The 18043-nt window shown below is 65.1% G+C and carries 18 protein-coding genes and 3 pseudogenes; 9 read left to right on the top strand and 12 right to left on the bottom strand.

What is annotated here, in order from left to right:
• Positions 1 to 658: 658 nt before the first annotated feature.
• The 4 genes and pseudogenes from ACFVJ3_RS39725 to ACFVJ3_RS39710 all read right to left on the bottom strand — a co-directional run bounded on the left by ACFVJ3_RS39725 (position 659) and on the right by ACFVJ3_RS39710 (position 1728).
• On the bottom strand, positions 659 to 1018 hold the full coding sequence (locus tag ACFVJ3_RS39725) for a hypothetical protein (RefSeq protein WP_378457279.1): 360 nt from the start codon (positions 1016 to 1018) through the stop codon (positions 659 to 661).
• 46 nt (positions 1019 to 1064) lie between these two features.
• Positions 1065 to 1190, bottom strand: a complete 126-nt coding sequence (locus ACFVJ3_RS39720; protein ID WP_378457278.1) for a DUF6308 family protein — start codon at positions 1188 to 1190, stop codon at positions 1065 to 1067.
• Between the two features lie 89 nt (positions 1191 to 1279).
• Positions 1280 to 1396, bottom strand: a pseudogene (locus ACFVJ3_RS39715) (DUF6308 family protein); the annotation flags it as partial.
• A complete protein-coding gene (locus tag ACFVJ3_RS39710; protein ID WP_378457277.1) occupies positions 1384 to 1728 on the bottom strand; it encodes a DUF6308 family protein in 345 nt (114 codons plus the stop codon). The pseudogene ACFVJ3_RS39715 and the gene ACFVJ3_RS39710, both read right to left, overlap by 13 nt.
• A 188-nt stretch (positions 1729 to 1916) precedes the next feature.
• Between ACFVJ3_RS39710 and ACFVJ3_RS39705 the strand changes: the two genes are divergently transcribed.
• From ACFVJ3_RS39705 to ACFVJ3_RS39695, 3 genes are all read left to right on the top strand, one after another.
• Positions 1917 to 3107, top strand: a complete 1191-nt coding sequence (locus tag ACFVJ3_RS39705; RefSeq protein WP_378457276.1) for a restriction endonuclease — start codon at positions 1917 to 1919, stop codon at positions 3105 to 3107.
• 130 nt (positions 3108 to 3237) lie between these two features.
• Complete coding sequence (locus ACFVJ3_RS39700) at positions 3238 to 4236, top strand: hypothetical protein (RefSeq protein WP_378457275.1); 999 nt, start codon at positions 3238 to 3240, stop codon at positions 4234 to 4236.
• 111 nt (positions 4237 to 4347) lie between these two features.
• Positions 4348 to 5142, top strand: coding sequence for a hypothetical protein (locus tag ACFVJ3_RS39695; RefSeq protein WP_378457274.1), 795 nt, complete (start codon positions 4348 to 4350; stop codon positions 5140 to 5142).
• Here ACFVJ3_RS39695 and ACFVJ3_RS39690 read toward each other — a convergent pair.
• On the bottom strand, positions 5139 to 6074 hold the full coding sequence (locus tag ACFVJ3_RS39690; protein ID WP_378457273.1) for a hypothetical protein: 936 nt from the start codon (positions 6072 to 6074) through the stop codon (positions 5139 to 5141). The genes ACFVJ3_RS39695 and ACFVJ3_RS39690 overlap by 4 nt on opposite strands.
• A gap of 138 nt (positions 6075 to 6212) precedes the next feature.
• On the opposite strand from ACFVJ3_RS39690, the gene ACFVJ3_RS39685 reads away from it, so the two are divergent.
• The 4 genes from ACFVJ3_RS39685 (at position 6213) to ACFVJ3_RS39670 (ending at position 10365) form a co-directional block, all read left to right on the top strand.
• Positions 6213 to 6419 (top strand): hypothetical protein, encoded by a 207-nt coding sequence (locus tag ACFVJ3_RS39685; protein ID WP_378457272.1) that lies wholly within the window; start codon positions 6213 to 6215, stop codon positions 6417 to 6419.
• Between the two features lie 320 nt (positions 6420 to 6739).
• On the top strand, positions 6740 to 7741 hold the full coding sequence (locus ACFVJ3_RS39680; RefSeq protein ID WP_378457271.1) for an Abi family protein: 1002 nt from the start codon (positions 6740 to 6742) through the stop codon (positions 7739 to 7741).
• Positions 7742 to 7854: 113 nt separating this feature from the next.
• Positions 7855 to 9738, top strand: a complete 1884-nt coding sequence (locus ACFVJ3_RS39675) for an ATP-dependent endonuclease (RefSeq protein WP_378457270.1) — start codon at positions 7855 to 7857, stop codon at positions 9736 to 9738.
• Between the two features lie 441 nt (positions 9739 to 10179).
• Positions 10180 to 10365 carry an excisionase gene (locus ACFVJ3_RS39670; protein WP_378457281.1) on the top strand — a complete coding sequence of 62 codons (186 nt, stop codon included), beginning with the start codon at positions 10180 to 10182 and terminating at the stop codon, positions 10363 to 10365.
• Between the two features lie 299 nt (positions 10366 to 10664).
• Here ACFVJ3_RS39670 and ACFVJ3_RS39665 read toward each other — a convergent pair.
• A pseudogene (locus tag ACFVJ3_RS39665) lies at positions 10665 to 11192 on the bottom strand (exonuclease domain-containing protein); the annotation flags it as partial.
• Between the two features lie 990 nt (positions 11193 to 12182).
• On the opposite strand from ACFVJ3_RS39665, the pseudogene ACFVJ3_RS39660 reads away from it, so the two are divergent.
• Positions 12183 to 12452 (top strand): annotated as a pseudogene (locus ACFVJ3_RS39660) (N-formylglutamate amidohydrolase); the annotation flags it as partial.
• A 67-nt stretch (positions 12453 to 12519) separates the two neighbouring features.
• Positions 12520 to 12873 carry an RES family NAD+ phosphorylase gene (locus ACFVJ3_RS39655; RefSeq protein ID WP_378457269.1) on the top strand — a complete coding sequence of 118 codons (354 nt, stop codon included), beginning with the start codon at positions 12520 to 12522 and terminating at the stop codon, positions 12871 to 12873.
• A gap of 188 nt (positions 12874 to 13061) precedes the next feature.
• Here ACFVJ3_RS39655 and ACFVJ3_RS39650 read toward each other — a convergent pair whose 3' ends face one another.
• From ACFVJ3_RS39650 to ACFVJ3_RS39625, 6 genes are all read right to left on the bottom strand, one after another.
• Entirely contained in the window at positions 13062 to 13298 is a 237-nt protein-coding gene (locus tag ACFVJ3_RS39650; RefSeq protein ID WP_378457268.1) for a hypothetical protein, read from the bottom strand.
• A 402-nt stretch (positions 13299 to 13700) separates the two neighbouring features.
• Positions 13701 to 14216, bottom strand: coding sequence for a hypothetical protein (locus ACFVJ3_RS39645; RefSeq protein WP_378457267.1), 516 nt, complete (start codon positions 14214 to 14216; stop codon positions 13701 to 13703).
• Positions 14217 to 14243: 27 nt separating this feature from the next.
• Positions 14244 to 14951, bottom strand: a complete 708-nt coding sequence (locus tag ACFVJ3_RS39640) for a hypothetical protein (RefSeq protein WP_378457266.1) — start codon at positions 14949 to 14951, stop codon at positions 14244 to 14246.
• A gap of 22 nt (positions 14952 to 14973) precedes the next feature.
• Positions 14974 to 16203: an insoluble domain protein gene (locus tag ACFVJ3_RS39635; RefSeq protein ID WP_378457265.1), complete on the bottom strand. Its 1230-nt coding sequence runs from the start codon at positions 16201 to 16203 to the stop codon at positions 14974 to 14976.
• A 115-nt stretch (positions 16204 to 16318) separates the two neighbouring features.
• Positions 16319 to 17689 (bottom strand): ParA family protein, encoded by a 1371-nt coding sequence (locus tag ACFVJ3_RS39630; RefSeq protein WP_378457264.1) that lies wholly within the window; start codon positions 17687 to 17689, stop codon positions 16319 to 16321.
• Positions 17686 to 18039: a hypothetical protein gene (locus ACFVJ3_RS39625; RefSeq protein WP_378457263.1), complete on the bottom strand. Its 354-nt coding sequence runs from the start codon at positions 18037 to 18039 to the stop codon at positions 17686 to 17688. Before ACFVJ3_RS39625 ends, ACFVJ3_RS39630 begins: the two co-directional genes overlap by 4 nt.
• Between the last annotated feature and the right edge of the window lie 4 nt (positions 18040 to 18043).

Raw genomic sequence — 18043 nt, 5'->3', positions numbered from 1 at the left:
GCTCCCGGTGCTCCGCACCGGGAGACGGGGCGGGTCGCTGCGCTCCCCACCAGGGAGCCGCTGCGCGGCTCGCAGTGGGTCCATTCCCGTTGCCGTCGATCGAGTCGCTTCGCTCCTCTGATTTTCCCGAGATTAGGTTCTCACCTGCGCTTTTACTCGTCCCGTTCGATTCGGTCCCCCACACCCCAACGAGGCTGGGGAAGCAGGAGGGTCCGCCCGACCCACCGCCCACACGCCTTCCCGCGCCGCTCCATGTCATACCCACAGCATACCACCCCACCACCACGCAACACAAAACAGTCGAAAAACTCAAAACACTCAAATCTATTGATTTATAATAGATTACGAACCTTACAACCTGATGTTTGTGCACAACATCCGTAAAACCTTATTCATCAATTGATTACCCAAACATATTGTAAATCAACAACTTTCAAAACGGCTCAAAATTGGGCGAAACGGACACCCACGCGCCCGTCGACACCCCCGCGCCGGCACTCCCCCAACACGTCGCCGGCACCCCCACATCACAAACCGGGGACATGTCATCACACCAGGTCACAGCACCATTACGGCCCCACACAGCACACGGCCCGCACCCCGGAAGTCGGGTGCGGGCCGCCGTCAAACCAAGCAGATTCAGCGCTTCGCCGGCGGTTCAGTCGGGGGTGAAGAACAGTTCCATCCCGATCATGAACCACGCCACCATCGCCGCCATCGGCACGAACGCACACACCAACGGCACGGCGAACTGCCGTGCGGGCCGCCACGGAACCGTCATCAACCCGCACGCCACCACCACAACAGTTGGTCCAGCCCAGCTCACCCAATACGAGGCCGGCGGCGGATCAGGCCCGAACGAGCCGTGCGGATACACCCTCGGCTGCGGAACATCGCCGTAGTGCTGCCACAAGATCACCACCGGCAGATAGCAGAAGAACCCCAGCAGAAGACCCGCGATGACGCCCAGCGAAATCCGCAGCCCTTTTCCCGATCCCGCGGGTGTCGCCTCGTCCACACCACCCATCATCGGCCCCACCGATGACGGATCACCCCGGGACGTGTCATCTTCCCAGTTCAGAGCGCTCTCCGAGGCCGCGGCTCTTGCCGTCCATCCACGCGATCACATCGAACACCCGCAGTGCCGAGATCTCGTCGGGGAGGCCGGCCTCCTTCCGGAGCGACAGCAACCGGTGATGCAACGCGCTCCGCCGTCGGCGCGGAGCGCCTCCCGGACCGGGTTCAGATGTGCGCGGGCGGTGCCGAGCACATCCATCACCACCGAATCCCAGATCGGGTACAACCGGGGACGTTTACGCGCGATCAACTTCGTCGCCTTCGTCCAGCCCACCTCCCGCAGGCCGCGGAGGGCGGTTCCAGGTCCTAGGCGGGCCATCCCGGGGGCCAGCGGGACCTGGTTCGTCGACCAGGCCCCGATCCGGGCCTATCGCCGTCAGAAGGGCGTTCAGCGCCTCCGCCTCGGTGTGCAGGATCGCCCGCGCCGCCGTCGGGGGGACCTGTACCGACAGGAACACCCGCCGCGACCAGATCGTCCGCGGTGAACCGGTCCGCCTCCCCGGCCCGATTACCGGTGCTGGACCAGGCGTCGAAGTGCGCGCCGACGTAGGCGTCGTCGCCCAGGTACGGGCGGTCGTAATACCTCGTCAGCGCCGCGACCGCAGCGGCGTCCGAGTCGGTCGCCAGGGTGGTCGGCAGCCGCAATGTCACACCCCGCACCCTCTCACCCCTCAGGTGCCGGCGACAGGGAACCGAGCCGAAATGGTCGCTACACGCCCGGACCGGAATCCGTGCCGACTACCGCGCGGCCGCCAGCGGTCTCGGGCAGAAGCGTCCGCGCCTTCACCAATCTGCGGGCTCATCACCACGCCAAGCTGAAGGGATGGCAAGCTACGTCGGTGAACCTTGAAAACCTACTTCAGGTCATGGATATCGCCGCAGCGAACCTCGCAAAGCTGGAAGTTCTGTGGGAGCGTGCCAGACCATTAATCCCGTCCGGTCCCAGCCGAGGGTCGAGCCCTGAATACGATGACCTTCGTAGATCATGGAAGGACCTCCTCGTAGGGCTTCCACCGATCGATGGGTGGACCGTTTCCGAAGAGCTCCCCGACGCCGACGCAACCGGCCAGGCGTTCATCGATTATATGGAGATCAACGAACCGCCATTCGCGCTGATGAACGAGCTCGACGCACCCGGCCGGGACCTCGATGAGTATCGTTTCCGCCTCGGCCGAGCACGCCGCCGAGCGATTCGCAATCGACTGCAGGAACTCACTGCGAGTATCAGTTCCGCACTCCCGGACCTCCTCCTGGACGTGGCGCGCGACTCCAGCGAACCCCTCTCTGATTCGCGAACACGGCTCGTTGCCGATTCCATCAGCGAGATCGAACGACTCTTGGGCGATACAATTGAACGCCGCGGTCGTTGGGGTGACCTGCACCGCCACCTATACTTCGGTCAGGGACATGATTGGCACGACATCATGGAGCTCGACTGGCCATCCGTTAGGGCAGATATTGAAGCCGTGAGCCTTTCGGACAACGACCCCATCCCCGTGCCAGAAATCGACCTCGGCTCTGCCGCGTCGGCGAACCCCTCGGGCGGCGTGACAACTGGATTGAACTGGAAATCCCTCACTGATGATGGATTTGAGCGGCTGCTGTTTGATCTCCTTCGCGGATTCCCTACCTACCAGAATGTCGACTGGCTGATGAAAACGCGCGCTCCGGACCGGGGACGCGATCTATCGGTTGAACGGATAGTTCGCGACGATGCCGGGACGACACGCACCGAACGCACAATCGTTCAGGCGAAGCACTGGACGACGAAGTCCGTTACCCCTAGCGACGTCATGAACACCTTGGCCGCACTGTCCATATGGGAACCACCCGCAATCCGTGTCCTGATCATCGCCACTAGCGGTCGTTTTACCGCAGACGCAGTTGCGGTCGTGGAGAAGCACAACACAGACGGAAAGATGCCTTTCATTGAACTCTGGCCTGATAGTCGGCTGGAAACACTTCTGTCGCAGCGCCCCCAGCTTGTAGCCGGTCATGGGCTTGAGAACCGGAGCACTTCTGGACAGTGAGCGGTGGTTCCTGCCGAGAACGACATAAGGCAAGCGTCGTCCACCACGGAAGCGAGGCGTTACGTCCGGCCGCGCATCGTCGGGCCTCATCCGTATTCCTACTCACGTAAGCTTTTTAAGGAGCCCATCGATGCCTCCGGTCCCGTATCACCTTCACGCCTTCCCGAGCAGCCTCGGCATCCCAACCGCTGGAACCCTGATCGTGAGGCAAGTTGACCTCATGCGGGCGGCAGCAACCATCGGAGTCACGCCCTTCGGTCGAAGCGCGCACCGCTACCCCGCGAGCATCGATTTGCTGTGGCGTGCAGCAATGGCCCAGGCAAATCTCCAGGAGCGCCATACCCATTGGGAACGGAGCGATAGCTACTGCCGCATGAACCCTACCGAGAAAGGCGCGGTCAGTTACTTCCTCGGCCAGGTTCAGGCCAAGCTTGCCGCTGAGCAGATCTTTGGGATCGCCACATTCGCACACTTCGAAAGCTACCTCGAAGCGATCGGACAGCGGTCAAATCAATCCCGTCCAGATTTCATCGGCTTCAATAACCGCGGCAACACCTTTGTCACAGTGGAGGCGAAGGGCCGATTCGGGAAGCATCCAGCTGACCGCTACGTACAAGCTGCCAAGAAGCAGGCGCAAACAGTGTCCAGCTCAAGATCATCCGGTACCGATCATGTGTACGCCCAGGTCGCCCACTTTGAATCCGGAGTATGGACAGCAGACCTCCATGACCCGCCGAGCGTGAGGCAGACCAACGGACCCGACCCTTCCGCAGTCACCTTTGCCCACTACTGGCCGACGGTCGCCGCGATCAACGAGCGACGACGACTGCTCGAAACGTCGCTTGACCTCTCCGACGCACAGGAACTCGAAGGAACCCGCAGCGCACTTTTTCCTGAGGTCGGGTTCGCACTGGGTGTCCCAGAGGATATCGCCGACTCCGTCACAGTTGCTGCGCAATCGGCACTCGCCAGCAAACATTTAGACCGACAGCAACGATTTCCCGATCTGCTCGATGCCACCAGCATTGATGCAGAAGAAGCCCACGCTCGTCGGACGGACGATCCGCGAGTAAGTGTCGGCAATGACGGGATCGTCTGCGTTCTCTTGCGGCCCGGCAACAGCGGCTGATTCGCTGGGCTCGACGCCCACAAAGTTCAGGAGTTGCCCCCCTGTTGCGTCCGTAATGCGGTTCATCACGCGAACGAAACCGACTCACCACCATGCGAGTACTCTCCTGGGATGGCACTGGGAACAGTAATCCGCGACGTTTACACGGACGCCGAGCGACGGACGATGTACAAGACGTTGCGCGAGCTACTGCCCAGCCCGGACTGGAGCACTGCTGGCCTCTACTGCTACTGGGACCCCCACACCCGCGAGGCGCTGTACATCGGCCTGTCCAACAACCTCCCTTCTCGCTTCGCACAGCACAACAGCCTCAGCGGCAAGCCAGGTAAGGGCGACAAGGCACTCGAGATCAACGACTGGTTCCGAACCCACGACCGTCTTGGGTTCAGCATCGTCATCCAAGACGCAGTCGCCGACGATGATTACGGGCGTTATTCAAAGATCGCGGAAGGTCAGCTCATCGAGGGCTACCGAGCACTGCACGACAAGTTCCCGCCCTGGAACAAGATAAGTGGCAGCACGGACGGCCACGGATACGTCGGCGCGGACACCGCAACCTGGTTCGACTTCATGACCGGCAAGTTCGACGGCCTGGTTGTGGCGAGACGGACCATCCGAGGACTGAACGACGACGGTGCCGCCGACCTCAACGAGGGCCGGATCCACATGTCGCGGACCGCAATGAACTTCCACGCGGTCGACCGGAAGCTCGACGACAGTGCGATTCTGGCCGGCCTGAAGGACCAGGTCGCTATGACCATGAGGGTAGCCCCCTACATGGCGAGTCTGTACAGCTTCGAGGGGCTACGCGACTACCTCATGCAACCCGCGCCCCACCCAGAACGCTTGGAGGACGCGTTCGACGGGGAACTCGACGACGCCACACCCGTCCCTGGAGCTGATTAGAACGGCGCGGAGTAGATGTTCTTCGCCAACCTCGTCAAAGCAGGACGCTCCTCGGCTGGGCGCACAGCGACACGGCCAAGAACGAACTGCTGCGCCTCATAATCCGGTCCGAAATCGCCGCTGAGTGCACCAGGCGGCCTGACTGCTTCGATCTGGTCAACCCACTTTGTGAGGTCGTCCGCACAATCCGACACCGGTTCGAGCACCTTCAACGCCTCCTGCACCGAAGCCGGGGTGAGAGTGAGGTGTCCGTCGGGGTCGAACCACAGTCCGTGTGCCAGACCGATCCGGTAATCGCGTGGCCACGTTGTCAGATCGTCGGATGTGAGGACCGGGTCGAGCCCATCCCACCGAACGACGAAGGTCTGTCGCATCGCCCTCTGGCCCACTGCCATTCCGATGCTCCGCTGATGCCGCGGCTCCAGCGTGGGCAGCTTTGCCGAGAGGAGACGTTCCTTCAGCAGCCCGGCGCTGAAAGAGCTGGGGCTGCTGCCGACAAGAGCGTTGATGAGTGGTTCGGGGCGGCCGATCGCGAAGTAGCCAACTCTCCGTAGAGCCCAGCGCGCCCACAACAGGCCGCCGTCCAACGAGAGCGCGATCATCTCATCATCCAGAGCGGGAACACGAGCACGACCATGCCCTCCCCCGTACTCGTTTCGGATACCACCCAGGTTGAGCGCGATCTTGTTCGCTTGCGTCGCGACCTGGCCGAATGCGCTCTGATTCGCCAGTTGATGCCCTGGTTGGCCAACCAAAAGGTTATGCGCCTGCTTGACGGTCATCTCGTATGCCGCATTTGGAGCTACTGGATTTCCATCGAGGTCGAGGACGATCTTGGCGATGCACTCAACCAGGCACTTGAGATCGCCGAGCGCCTGCGCGCCATCGTCAGCGTCAAGCGACCGCGACAATCGGCCGATCTCCTGCTCCACGCATGTCCAGTGCTCCTGGGGCATGTGCGGGGGCCTCTTGATGTCGAACCGGCTGTATCCAATTCCCACTCGACAAGCATCGCAGACCTGTCACCACGCGTCGGGAGGTAGCGGGGTCCGGGGAGCACTGCGCTCCCGATGACAAGCAGGCCACTGAACGGCAGCGCACAATCGGAAAGTGCCCACAGCACTGTCACCAAAATTACCGATGCTGGCAACGCTCCGCCGGCCGCCGGACGGCGCCGGGTGACGTTCGAGATGAAGTGGGCCAGCGCGATCGCCGTGGTCCGTCTGTTCAGCCGCAACCGCAACGACGTCACCAACAACCTTCCCCGCGCTGTCTGAAACGCTCCTCGAGGCAATCATGGGCCGAAGCGGCATCATGGACGGCGAGATCGTCGCGCTCGAAGAGAAGGGTCGGCCATCGTTCGCCGCGGTCAGCGGAAGATCGCCCTCTCTCCTCTCGTGCCTGGAGGAAGGGCTGGAGGGTGCTACCCACGTGCTTTCGTGAGGCCATCGGGACCACTGAAATGAAGCCCACCAGATGGTCGGCGCGACTGATGTGACACCCATGACACCGGTTTGTCGGTGGATTCCGCTACACTCAGTAGCAACACGGCCAGCCTTCCGCTCATCTGAGGGGAAGGCTGGTTTTCTTTATCCTCGTGAACCAATCCGCCTACGGCAAACCGTTCAAGACCATCCGGGAGCAACGGGAGCTGCTGGAATCACGCGGGATGACGGTACCCGATGCCGCTGCCGCCGAGCGGTGGCTCGACTCGGTCGGCTACTACCGGCTCAGTGGGTACTGGTACCCGTTCCGGGTTCGCAGTCAGCGGGCAAACAGTGCACCTGTCATCGAGGATCGGTTCCAGCCGGGCACGTCGTTTCAGCAGATCCTCGACCTGTACGAGTTCGACCGGATACTGAAGCTCCTCGTCCTCGACGCGATTGAGCGCATCGAAGTCGCCATGCGGGTGCGGGTCGGTCACACGCTGGGCCGGCACGGAGCCTTCGCGCACACCGACCCGAACGTCCTGAGCACCGAGTTCGTCGGAGTCGCGGATCCATCGCGGCCGCCGGCGCATGCCGGATGGCTCGACAGCGCGCACGCCAAGTGGCTCCGCAAGGTCGGACAGGAACAGGACCGCTCGAAGGAAGAGTTCGTCAAACACTTCAAACGAAAATACGGCGGGCCGCTTCCGGTGTGGGTGGTCACCGAGATCCTCGACTTCGGCGGCCTCTCACGCCTCTATGAGGGACTCAAGCAAAGAGACCGCGATGACATTGCAGCGAGCTTCGACCTAAAAGACAACTCCGGTGCCGGCCACGGAGCTGCCCTCGTGAGCTGGATGAAGAACCTCAACTACATCCGAAACACCTGCGCCCACCATTCACGCCTGTGGAACAGAAACATCGACGTCCAGCTCTCGTACCGGCATCTCTCGGCTATAGCTGACCTGCAACACGCTGCTTCACCTGCGACCACAAAACGTGTCTATGCATCGTTGGCGGTCCTCGCATACCTACTCAACCACGTCAGTCCGGGATCGAGCTGGACTACGGACGTCCTCGGGCACATTCGGTCCGGGCTCGCGGCGATGAATCGATCCGAAGCCGAGATGGGTTGCCCACCAGGATGGGTCAACGAAATTCTCTGGGCCTAGCCGCGCGCGCCGGAACCCGGCGGTCGGATCGCCGTCATCTAGAGTCGATCCGAGCTTCGCAAAGACATACTGCAATTGGCCAGTCGGCTCCAAACCAGCTAGAGGGGGATGCGTTGCGCATCGAGTCAGTCGGCATCGTGAACTTCCGATGCCTCGACAACGTCGAGGTCGCCTTTTCGGACATAACGACGTTCATCGGGCCAAATGGTGCCGGCAAGAGCTCCGTACTTCGGGCGCTGGATTGGTTCTTCAATGGCGGAAAGCTGGACGAACGCGACGTGTGGTCTGGCCACGACGGACCGCCCAGAATTCGGGTCCGCGTCACATTTACCGATCTCACGAAGCAGGATCGGGAGGCGTTGGGCCCCAGATACGCCCCACCCGCGGCATCTACGTTCACCGCATGGCGAACCTGGGAGTCGGGCGAGGACAAGATGAGCGGCAGTGCACTGGCCTTCCCTCCGTTCGAGGCGATTCGGTCCGCCACATCGGCGGCTACGAAGAAGACGGCGTACAACGCTCTTCGAGATGAACAGCAGGATCTTGACCTGCCGAAGTGGACCTCGGCGAGCAATGTCGACGGGGCGATGGAAGATTGGGAACGCGACCATCCCGATCGGCTTTCCGATGCCGAGTCCGGTGGGACGCACCTCTTCGGTTTCAACGGGCAGAACAAGCTATCCGGACTCTTCGATTTCGTATTGGTCACTGCGGATCTACGTGCGGGCGAAGAAAGCAGCGATGTGCGCGGCACAATCATCGGTCGAATCCTGGAAAGAACAATCGAGCGTGGAGAGGTAGACGCAGAGTTCGCCAAGCTCGCAGACGAGATCGCCGAGAAGCAAGCTGCCATCAACGCCGAGCATTTGACGGGCCAATTGGCGGATCTGGCGAAGAAGCTCAGCGCCGAGGTCGAGTCGTTCACGCGCGGTCGATCCGTCAATCTGCAACCTGTCGAGCCGGAACTGAAACCGCAGCTGACGAAAATCAAGGTCTCGATCCAAGACCACCTAACGGAGACCGATGTCGAGCGCCAGGGCCACGGCTTCCAGCGCGCGCTCCTGATCTCGAGCCTCAAACTGTTAGCTGATCACGGTACCCACGACGGCAATAGCAGCGTCATTTGCCTCGCCATCGAGGAGCCGGAACTATTCCAGCACCCGACCCAAGCAAGGGCCTTCTCCACGGTGCTTCGGGACCTGGCATCGCACCCTGAGAACAACCTGCAGGTCACCTACGCCACACACAGTCCATACTTCGTCGATGCGCGATATTTCGATCAGGTCCGACGCGTACAGAGGGCAACGGACGGCGATGACGCGCACGCGAAGGTCCGAATTCGCCACGCGACGCTGGAATCGGTTGCAGCCCGACTTCAGGGCTATGTCAAGGACGCTGTCGTTGTTGCACGCTGGCATCTGGTCTGCAACAGCCATCTTGCGGAAGCATTCTTTGCGAACGCTGTCGTTCTTGTCGAGGGTGACAGTGACAAAGCCATATTCGACGGGGTAGCCGCACGGACCGCTCACTTCGCGATCGATGGCATCTCGATCGCTGCGGCGCAGGGGAAAGGACACCTCTACATCCCCCACGCGATCCTCTCCGAACTCGAGATCCCGGTACTTGTCGTATTCGACAACGACTCAGGATGCGAAGGACGCATGCGGACAGACGGTAAAGGCTCAGCAAAAATTCTGGGTACCGTGCGGGATCTCAAGAAGGGCAACAGGGATTTGCTTCGCTATCTGGGGGTGGCCGAGGAAGACTTCCCGGAGGGTCCCGTCGCCCCGCACGTTGTCGCCATCCCGGACACCCTCGAAAGCGTCCTCACCACGCACTGGCCCGCGTGGGACGTCGAACGCCAGCGGATTGTCGCCAGCGGTCAAGGCGTCGACGGTAAGAACTGGCCCACGTACTCCCTCGCGGCCCAGACCTGCCCCCAGACCCCTAGTGGTGTCCTCCTGGACGTTGTTGCCGCGGCACGTGATCTGATCTGACGCTTCGCCGGTTTCAGGCCTTAGTTCTTCTCGAGGAGCGCCTGGGCCTTGGTCCTGCGCGCAACGAGCGGATGGGTCTCGTCGACGTCGTAGCGATTACGGCGGGCAGCGTCGATCCAGCGTTGCAGGATTGCGATCTCGGATGCGAAGTCCTGTTGCTTGCGGTAAACGATGGCGGCCTGCTCGGTATACCACGGCGCGGGTGGGCCGCCGGCCACCACGGTCGGGCGCTCTACGACCTCGACACACTCGAGCAGCAATCCCAAGGCCTCGTCGAGGCGTCCGTCGCGCTTGAGCTGGTTGACCGGCTCGACCCACGCGGTGAAGTGCCTGCCCCGCACCTGCTGTCGGAGGTCGTTGCGGTTGTTCGGTGCAATATTGTCGTCGTCTGCCAGCGCATAGGCATCCACGGCCGACGGCACCGCGAGGTCCGGCAACTCGATGCTCCGGTCGCCGGCTAGCAGCGCTTCCATCCGCGCCTGGTCGAGGATCGCGATCTTTTGTCCGGCCTCCTGCAAACGACGCACCTGTGTGTGCTTCTCCGTGATCGCCGGCTGCCCCGAGTCATCGGTCCACGTCCCGATAACCAGCACACTCGTGCGACGGGTGACTGTCTTCTTCACGTGAGCACCGCATTTCGCAAGCTGGGCCCATGCCTCGTCCTTGGTCAGACCGCTCAGCGCCCCGGTGATGACCACGGTGTGCCCGAACAGTGGGTGTTCAGGGTCGGCGTCGGTGCTCGGTGCCGGTGGTGTCGCGTTGGAGTTCAACGGCCCCCACGTCGGGGCACCCGGACGGCTGGTGGCCTTGGGCCCCATGGCCGCTTCCGCCGTGGCACGGCCGAGCACGATCCCGGTAGCTGAGGCATAGGTGTCGACGGTCGCAGCGCCCCTGCGCCGCATGAGTTCGAGCGCAATCTCGGCGGCCGCTGTCGCGTCGGCGGCGGCGTCGTGATGCTGGAGCAGGGGAATCCCGAGTGCTGCCGCCACGGTTGGCAGTTTGTGGTTGGGTAGCTCGGGTAGCTCGCTGCGAGACCAGATCAGGGTGCAGCCGTAGGTCAGCGGCCGCCAGGAAAGAGCTTCGGCGGCTGACGCTTCGCGGAGGGCCCCGATGTCGAAGGCAGCGTTATGTGCGATCAACGGTAGATCTCCGACGATGTCGAGCATGTCGGCGAGGCGCTGCCGGAAGGTCGGCTGGCCAGCGACGTCCCGGGCCGTGAGACCGTGGACGCGACTGTTACCCGGGTCGAACCGATCGATGCCGGCGGGAGGGCGGCACAGCCACGAATGTGTGGCGGTGACACGGCCGGCGGTGACAACGCTCAGCCCGATCGCGCAGATGCTGCCACGTGCACCGTTGGCGGTCTCGACATCGAACCCGACGAAACTCGGCCCGGTCGAGACCCGGACGGAGACCGTCGGTGCGGCCGCGGGCGGCGGTGACACATCCTCCATCGTGGCTGCCGGCTCTTGCAGGGGCGCAGTCGAAACCGGAACCAGGTCCCTCTGCAGAGGTACCGAAGTCGGGGCCACTGGAGACGCTGGAGAAGATGCTGCGTTGGCGAACGGCCGCGGCCGCTGCTGGTTGTAGGCCACCACCTGCTGCAGATAGGCAACCAATGTCGCCATCTGCTCGCGCTGGCCGCGCTTGAACATCACCGTATGCGGGTCACTCGGCGCGCCGCCACGACCGAGCTCGGGGCGCGGGCCGCCGACACACAGCTGGACCCATCCGTTGCTTAGCAGTGATGGTTGCTTGACGTGGTAGGACACCACATCTGCCAGCGCGATGACCTGTTGGCGACCGATCGTCACCGTCAGTACCCCTCGGCGGTCGATCACCAGGTGTTCCCCTGTGATCGTGACCATCGCCCCGTACCCCTGACACTGTGACACCCGAAGCCTCCTCGCTGTAACTACCTGGACAGTAGAGGTCGGTGCCGACTGATCGTCTATGCGGGTCGTCGACGTCGCCTGAATCCAACTTTGGCAGTTCGGGTGTCGCTGTGCCGGTGCGCTTCGAGAGCTGCATTTCTGCGGCCGGACAGCGGTGTCAGCGCAAGCGGGAAAGGCGTGCTTTCGGTACACAGCGTCTCCAACTCCGCACCTTCCCCCGAGTGAGGTCTTGCCCCCTCCCCCGCCCAGCTCTCGCAGCGATGGTTGGCATGCGCGGTCCGGAACGAGCATGGCGAGTTCACGCTCGAGGTCTGCTGCGGTTCGGTAACTCACGGACCAGTCCTGCCCTGAGAGGACGGTGATCAGAACTGTGCCGCTCTACGGCTTCGAGAAGAACGCTGGCAGTGCGCATTCGCCGGCCAACACCCCATTTCAGGAAGACATGCCGTCACCGCAGGTCAACAGGTCATTCCGCCGAACCAATCGCCGGTCGGACGAATCACCGGTCGCCTTGCCAGCTGGGTATCGGCGGCCCCGTACCCTTGCCCCATGTCCGCTGATCCCGGCAGCACCCGCCCCCACTCAGACGAGGGGCTGCCGTCTCTGGCGACCGATGACACCTCACCGCATCCGCAGATCATCACGGCGTCGGCGCGCACCGGAACGGACGTCGAGCTGCGGATCCACACTGTCCTCACACCGTTCGACGTCGCCGCCGAGCAATGGTTCCCCGCGGCTACCGGGTTCGCCGTCACAGTCATCGTGCACACCGTCGACGCCAAGACGGGCCGGCCCCGCAGAGTCCGAGCTGATCACCCTCCTCGAGACCTGGTGCGGGATCGCGCTCATCCCGAGCCCGGAGATCGCACAACGAGTCATCTCCGCGGTGGTCGTCGACCGAGAACTCCGCGTCGCCGACGCGACCTCGAATGCCGCGATCGGATTCGGAATGACGTCCGAGATCTCGACGACCTCCGACTACGCACGCACCCAGCAGTGGGCACAGGCACTACGCGCAGCCGGCTTCGACGGAATCCGCTACTGGGCGCGGCACGAAATGACCCACGTAGAAGCCTGCGTCGCCCTGTTCGCGCAGAGTGGAGACCAGACCAGCACGGTAGCGATTCCCAGTGACTTCACCGTGCTCGGCACCGACGCATTGCCCGATCGCCCCGACCTCTGGGATGCGCTGCGCGAGACGGCCGGGATCGAGGTCCTGGACATCCCCGGCAGCATCTAAGCGAGGCCACCCCGACACCGGTGGGCGCCTCGGGGTGGCGTCGAAGGAGTGACTCAGGCGGCGGCCGCCATGCGCCACCCAGACCGGGACGTGCCATGTGCGCAGGTCAGCACAGAAAAATGCCCTGCACCCGCCTTACGGGTGCAGGGCCTTCGTCATCGCGTGCTGCGCCGGACGCGCCGACAGCGTCAGTCCACCGTCAACTGGAAGTCTTCGGGCTCGATCGCGATGTCCGAGACGGTCGCGGTGACCTTCTCGAAGTTGGCCTTCGCCTCCCCACCGACGATCTCCCGCTGAAGTTCGTTGACCACGGCGTTCTCCCACGCGTCGGGGTTCTCGGCGACCTCGTCGACGTACACGTCCTTCGGCAGCCTCACGCGGGCGCGGACGGTGAACTCGAGTTCGATCAGATGCGGGTCGTTCATGCGTGTGCGCTCCTCTGGCAGTTGAGATGTGGATCAGGCGAGTGGCAAGCCAGACCACGGATGCAGATCGGTTGTGGCGGCCCCTGCCAGGGCGCCGTGATGGTCATCGTTCGCAAGGCCCCCACCCTCGTCATCGCCGCCTTCAGTCGACAGCGGCCACCGATGGGCGCCCCCGCCGCACAACCGTAAGGCAAGCTCAGAAGCCACGCGGACGCACCCTTGCGATCTTCGGTCCCCTATGCGCCGCGCGTGCGTGGGCCGGGGCCTCACTGGGGTGCCACCCTCGGACTCGACTCCTCGAGTTCTCGGTGTCGGGGCAACATGCGCGGCGGGCGTCACCCAGTTGTTGAGGCGTACCGGGACCGCGCTCGATATGTCGTGCCCGCTTATAGGGTTCATTCGTTATGTGGTGCAGTCGATGTGCAGGGACAGGTAGATGCGGCGGGGTCCGTCGGCGGAAGGCCAGTTGTCGGGTGCGTCGGACGGTGCTGATGTCGACCTGGTCGGGTTGGGACCAGTCCACCGAGTGCAGGTGTCGAGGTTCTGGTTGGTGGTGTCGACGTCGGCGGTGGCCAGGACCTGGTCGGGGTTGGTGGGGGTGAGCGTTTGGGAGCCGTGGCGGGCGTGGATGTTCCAGCCGTGCGGGGCGGTGATGTCGACCGCCAGGGTGTCCGCGCTGCCGTGGCGGGCGGTGACCTCGCTGGGCCGCGGTGTGGTGATCTCGGTGACCGAGTGTTGCTCTCCCCAGCCGATGATGATGCTGCCCAGGTCGGTGCTGGTATCGGTGACGGCCGAGCCGCTGGTCGAGGCGGTGACCGACGCGGCCTCGCGGCCGTCGTCGCTGCAGGCGGTCGGTGCGGCGAAAGCGCCGAGGGCCAGGGCAGCGGTCCCGGAGGTCCGCCTGTGGGACAGGGGCATCGTTCAGTCCTCATCAGTTCGGGGGGCTTATGTGAAGATGTCGACGTACCAGCGGCCGTCGATCTTGACGGTGGTGATGGTCTGGGTGCCGCGTTTGACCAGCTGCGCGGGTTGCATCACGGACAGGTCGGCGAGGTAGACCCCGACGGACAGCTCGATGGTGCGCAGGCAATAGTTGGTTCCGACCGGGACCGCGTCGATGACTTTCTGCAGCTCGGGGCCGGGCAGCACGGACGAGGTGGGGGTGGCGAGGGCGCGGGCGGCGTCGCCGTTGCGCTGGCGGTAGTAGGCGTGGTTGAACGCGGCGATCACGCCGGCTGCGCTCTTCTGGTCGCCGCGGTCGGCGCGGCATTCCCGGTCCGACGCGACTGGCTGCTCGGTCGGTTCGGGGTCGGGCAGGTCCAGGATGGGCAGCCCGTTCTCGTCGGCCGTAGTGGCAGCAGTGATTGTGGCTGCGGCCTGCGTGGCTTCACTGTCGTCGCCGGGCAGGTGGCTGATTGCCATCGCGCCGGCCAGGGCGACGGCGGCCGCCCCCGTGACGGCCGCCGCCTTCTTTGTCGGGCCGCGGCGCCGGGTCGAGAATGATGTGGGCGGCCGGGGCGGTGGTGGTGTGGCCGGGCCGCCGGGTGCCGCGGTGCGGGCGCCCGGCGGGTTGCCGGCGGTGGGTGAGCCGCCTGGAAGGTCGATCACGGCGGGATGCCGCGCAGTCTTACGGCCGAGGGTCGGTTTCTTCATGGTGTGCACCCACCTTCCGATTTCAGTTGCCGGGTGTGATGCCGCCGCCGATGGCGCCGGACAACAGGTTTCCGGCCAGACCGGGCGTGGTGTCGGTGAAGAACGAAGTCAGGGCGCCATCGACCTGGTCGATGATCTGCTCCCCGCCGGGCTGGGCGGCGACGAAGTCGCGGGCCTGCTGGTCGATCGCGGGCGCGGCCAGGGCCGTGTCCTGTGCGGCGTCGGCGGCGGCCTGGCCGACGGGGCCGGAGTTGCGCCAGTCGGTGAGTACCGTCTCGGTCTGGTCGGTCACGGCGTCGGAGTCGATGTCCGGGACCTCGATCTCCTTCGGTTCGCCCTTGTCACCGGCGGCGATCGGGGTCACCGCGGCGACCGCGGCCGCACCGCCTGCGACGGCGCCGAGCGCTGCCGCCGGAATCCCCACCGCCGCGCCGCCGGCGGCGGCTCCGACGCCGGTCGCGATGGCGCCGACCGGTGCCCAGCCGATGCCGGGGAGGAACGCGTTGCCCACGGTGGCGCCGACGATTCCCGCGACGGTACCGACGGCGGCGCCACCGGCGACGGCGGCGGGAATTCCGACCGCCGCGGCACCGGTCACCGCTCCGAGAGCGCCGGCGCCGACCTGCGCGGCGGCGATCCGGTCGGCCCGGGACGTTTCCACACCGACCGAGCGCCAGGCCGTCGAGACCCCGGATTCGACGACCGCGAAGGTGTTGTTGGTGCGATCCTTGTCGACGTCCGTGACCCAATTCGGTTGCGTGAGGTGCAGTTCCCCGATTCGGAGGGTGTCGCGGGGGGCGATGAACGGCTTCGTCGGCTTCACCGGCGTCGGCAGGTGCAGCTGCTCGAACGCCGCCGGCGCGAGGTGGTAGTCCTGCGGCTCGACGTAGACGCCGGTGTTGTAGTCGTAGTTCGGGAGCGGCTGGTACTCGATGTTCTGGTACTGGGCGGGCGGGTCGATCCAGTACACCGGTTCCGCCGGGGTCTCGGGCACGTAGGCCGGCTCGGGTGCCGGTGTCGGGGTGGTGGTTCCGTTGGGGGTGTCACCGCCGGTGACGCCTTCCTGGTTGCTGCCGCCGGTGACACCGCCCTGGATCGGGTCGGCAGCGGCGGACGGGGACAGCGCGATACCGGAGGCGAGGGCGGCGGTGATCACTGCCAGGGCGGCGGCGGCCTGGGTGGCGCTCTGTCGATGATGCCGGCCTCGGGCGCGGCGGGCGGCGCGGTTACCGGTGTTGATGTCGTTGCTCATCGAGCATCGCCTTTCATCTGGGTTCACCCCTCGCGGGAGGCGGGGATCTTTTGTGGAAGGGCAGGGATCGGAGGTAGGACGGTCACGCCCAGCCCTGGCGGGCCGGGCCAGCGCATCAGCCCACGGCGCCCGCCATCAGGTCGACGACGGTGGCCGCGAGCACGGTCAACGCGTCCTGCGTCTTCCGGTGCAACTGGCTGAGCGCGATGCGCTCGCCGGAGGCGAACAGCGGCTCGAACGGCATCCGGCACACCGGCACCCGCAGCGCGGAGAACGCGTCGACGGCCTCGGTCTCGACCATCGGGACGTCCCCGGGCCCGGCGGTGATGACCACGACGGTGCGGGCGAGAACGTCGGGTCGGACCGCGGCGATCGTGGCGAGGGTGCGCTGGGCGGCCACGGCGGCGTCGCGGCGCAGCGGGACCGGGACGATCACCGCGTGTGCGGCCGTGATCGCCCACCGCCAGCTGCCGGAGTGGCTGGAGTTGCCGGTGTCGGCGACCAGGACGTCGCGGTGCCGGCCGAGGATCGCCCCGAGCGCTGCGGCGTCGTCGTAGCGCAGGGGTGAGTCGGCCCCGGCCCGCCCGGCGATGATGTCGGAGCCGGCCGGCTGGCGGGTCAGGAACCGCGCGAGCCTGGACGGACGGGCGTCGGTGGTCGTGGGGTCGATGCCAGCCCGCAGGCTGGCCACGTCCTGGCCGGCGGCCGGAGGAACGGCCACGCGATCGGCGAAGCTGCCGCCGACCTCGCCGAGGTCCATGCACGTGACGGTGGCGGGGCCTCGGTGCTCGGCCAGCGTCTCGGCCAGGCTGATCGACATCGGGGTCTTGCCGACGCCGCCCTTGAGGTTGGCGACGGTGATCACTGCGCCCTCCGGGAGCGGGCGGGCGATCGTTGTCTGCGCGCCGCGCAGTCGCATCTCGAGCGAGTCCGTCTTCGGTGCGAGCCCGAGTTCGAGGATGGCGTTGAGTCGGCCACGCACACCGCGCCGAGCAGGGTCGCTCGCCGCGGGGTTCGCGCGGGGCGCGGACAGCTGCCCGAGCACGTCCAGCGGGCCCGTGACCGGGCCCGTGACCGACTCTGCCGGAGCGGCCCGTGCGGGCGCCGCGGGTTGCGGGGCCGCCGCGGAGGCGATCTGCTCGGCCGCCACTACCACCGGCCCGCCCGGCGGGGTGGAGACAGGCTCCGCTGCCACCGGTTCGGGCGCCGTCGGCACGGCGATCGGCACGGGCATGCTCGGGTCGCGTTCCTCGGCCTTCCCGTCCGGTCCGACGGTCAGGAACCGAGTGTCCTTTGCCGTCCGATAGACGACCTCGACGTCGGCGCCCTGGGCCTGCGCCATGTTGTGCAGGAACTCGTGCACGACCGTGGACAGGGTCTTGCTCTCGGTCGCCTCCAGATCCATCGCAGGCACGTCGGCATCCGCCAAGGTGGCCGATGCTGTGGTCTTGGAGGTGATCTCGACATCAACGGTCGGCGGCGTCATCGTGAGCTGACCCCGAAGGCGCCGGCGCCGGCCAGTGCGGTGTCCATGTCGTCGACGACGGCCTCGGCTGTCTCCAGCTCGGCCAGGGCCTTGTCGCGGGCGCCTCCGCCGGGCAGCGCTTCGATGACGACGCGACGCTTGGACGAGGCATCGCGGATTTCCGTGAGCCGCTCGCGGGTCAGCTCCTGCTCCTCGCTGAGCTTGGCCAGCCACGCGGGGACCGAGTCCTTGAAGTAGTCCCGCAGCGCCTTGATCACGGGGTCGTTCGCACCCTTGGCGACGAACGGTCCGCGCAGCGCGGCGACATCCTCGGTGGTCGGGGTGATCGACTGGGAAATGCGGCGGCTCATGGGT

Source organism: Rhodococcus sp. NPDC127593, assembly GCF_042671975.1.
GTDB lineage: Bacteria > Actinomycetota > Actinomycetes > Mycobacteriales > Mycobacteriaceae > Rhodococcus_F.
This window is presented reverse-complemented; position numbering and strand designations above follow the sequence as displayed.

Bases quoted from the DNA above. Each gene is read 5' to 3' on its own strand.
- ACFVJ3_RS39640 (WP_378457266.1), bottom strand. From the start codon at position 14,951: ATGAAGAAACCGACCCTCGGCCGTAAGACTGCGCGGCATCCCGCCGTG.
- ACFVJ3_RS39700 (WP_378457275.1), top strand. From the start codon at position 3,238: ATGCCTCCGGTCCCGTATCACCTTCACGCCTTCCCGAGCAGCCTCGGC.
- ACFVJ3_RS39670 (WP_378457281.1), top strand. From the start codon at position 10,180: ATGCTCCGGTCGCCGGCTAGCAGCGCTTCCATCCGCGCCTGGTCGAGG.
- ACFVJ3_RS39635 (WP_378457265.1), bottom strand. From the start codon at position 16,203: ATGAGCAACGACATCAACACCGGTAACCGCGCCGCCCGCCGCGCCCGA.
- ACFVJ3_RS39630 (WP_378457264.1), bottom strand. From the start codon at position 17,689: ATGACGCCGCCGACCGTTGATGTCGAGATCACCTCCAAGACCACAGCA.
- ACFVJ3_RS39650 (WP_378457268.1), bottom strand. From the start codon at position 13,298: ATGAACGACCCGCATCTGATCGAACTCGAGTTCACCGTCCGCGCCCGC.
- ACFVJ3_RS39625 (WP_378457263.1), bottom strand. From the start codon at position 18,039: ATGAGCCGCCGCATTTCCCAGTCGATCACCCCGACCACCGAGGATGTC.
- ACFVJ3_RS39695 (WP_378457274.1), top strand. From the start codon at position 4,348: ATGGCACTGGGAACAGTAATCCGCGACGTTTACACGGACGCCGAGCGA.
- ACFVJ3_RS39645 (WP_378457267.1), bottom strand. From the start codon at position 14,216: ATGCCCCTGTCCCACAGGCGGACCTCCGGGACCGCTGCCCTGGCCCTC.
- ACFVJ3_RS39685 (WP_378457272.1), top strand. From the start codon at position 6,213: ATGACAAGCAGGCCACTGAACGGCAGCGCACAATCGGAAAGTGCCCAC.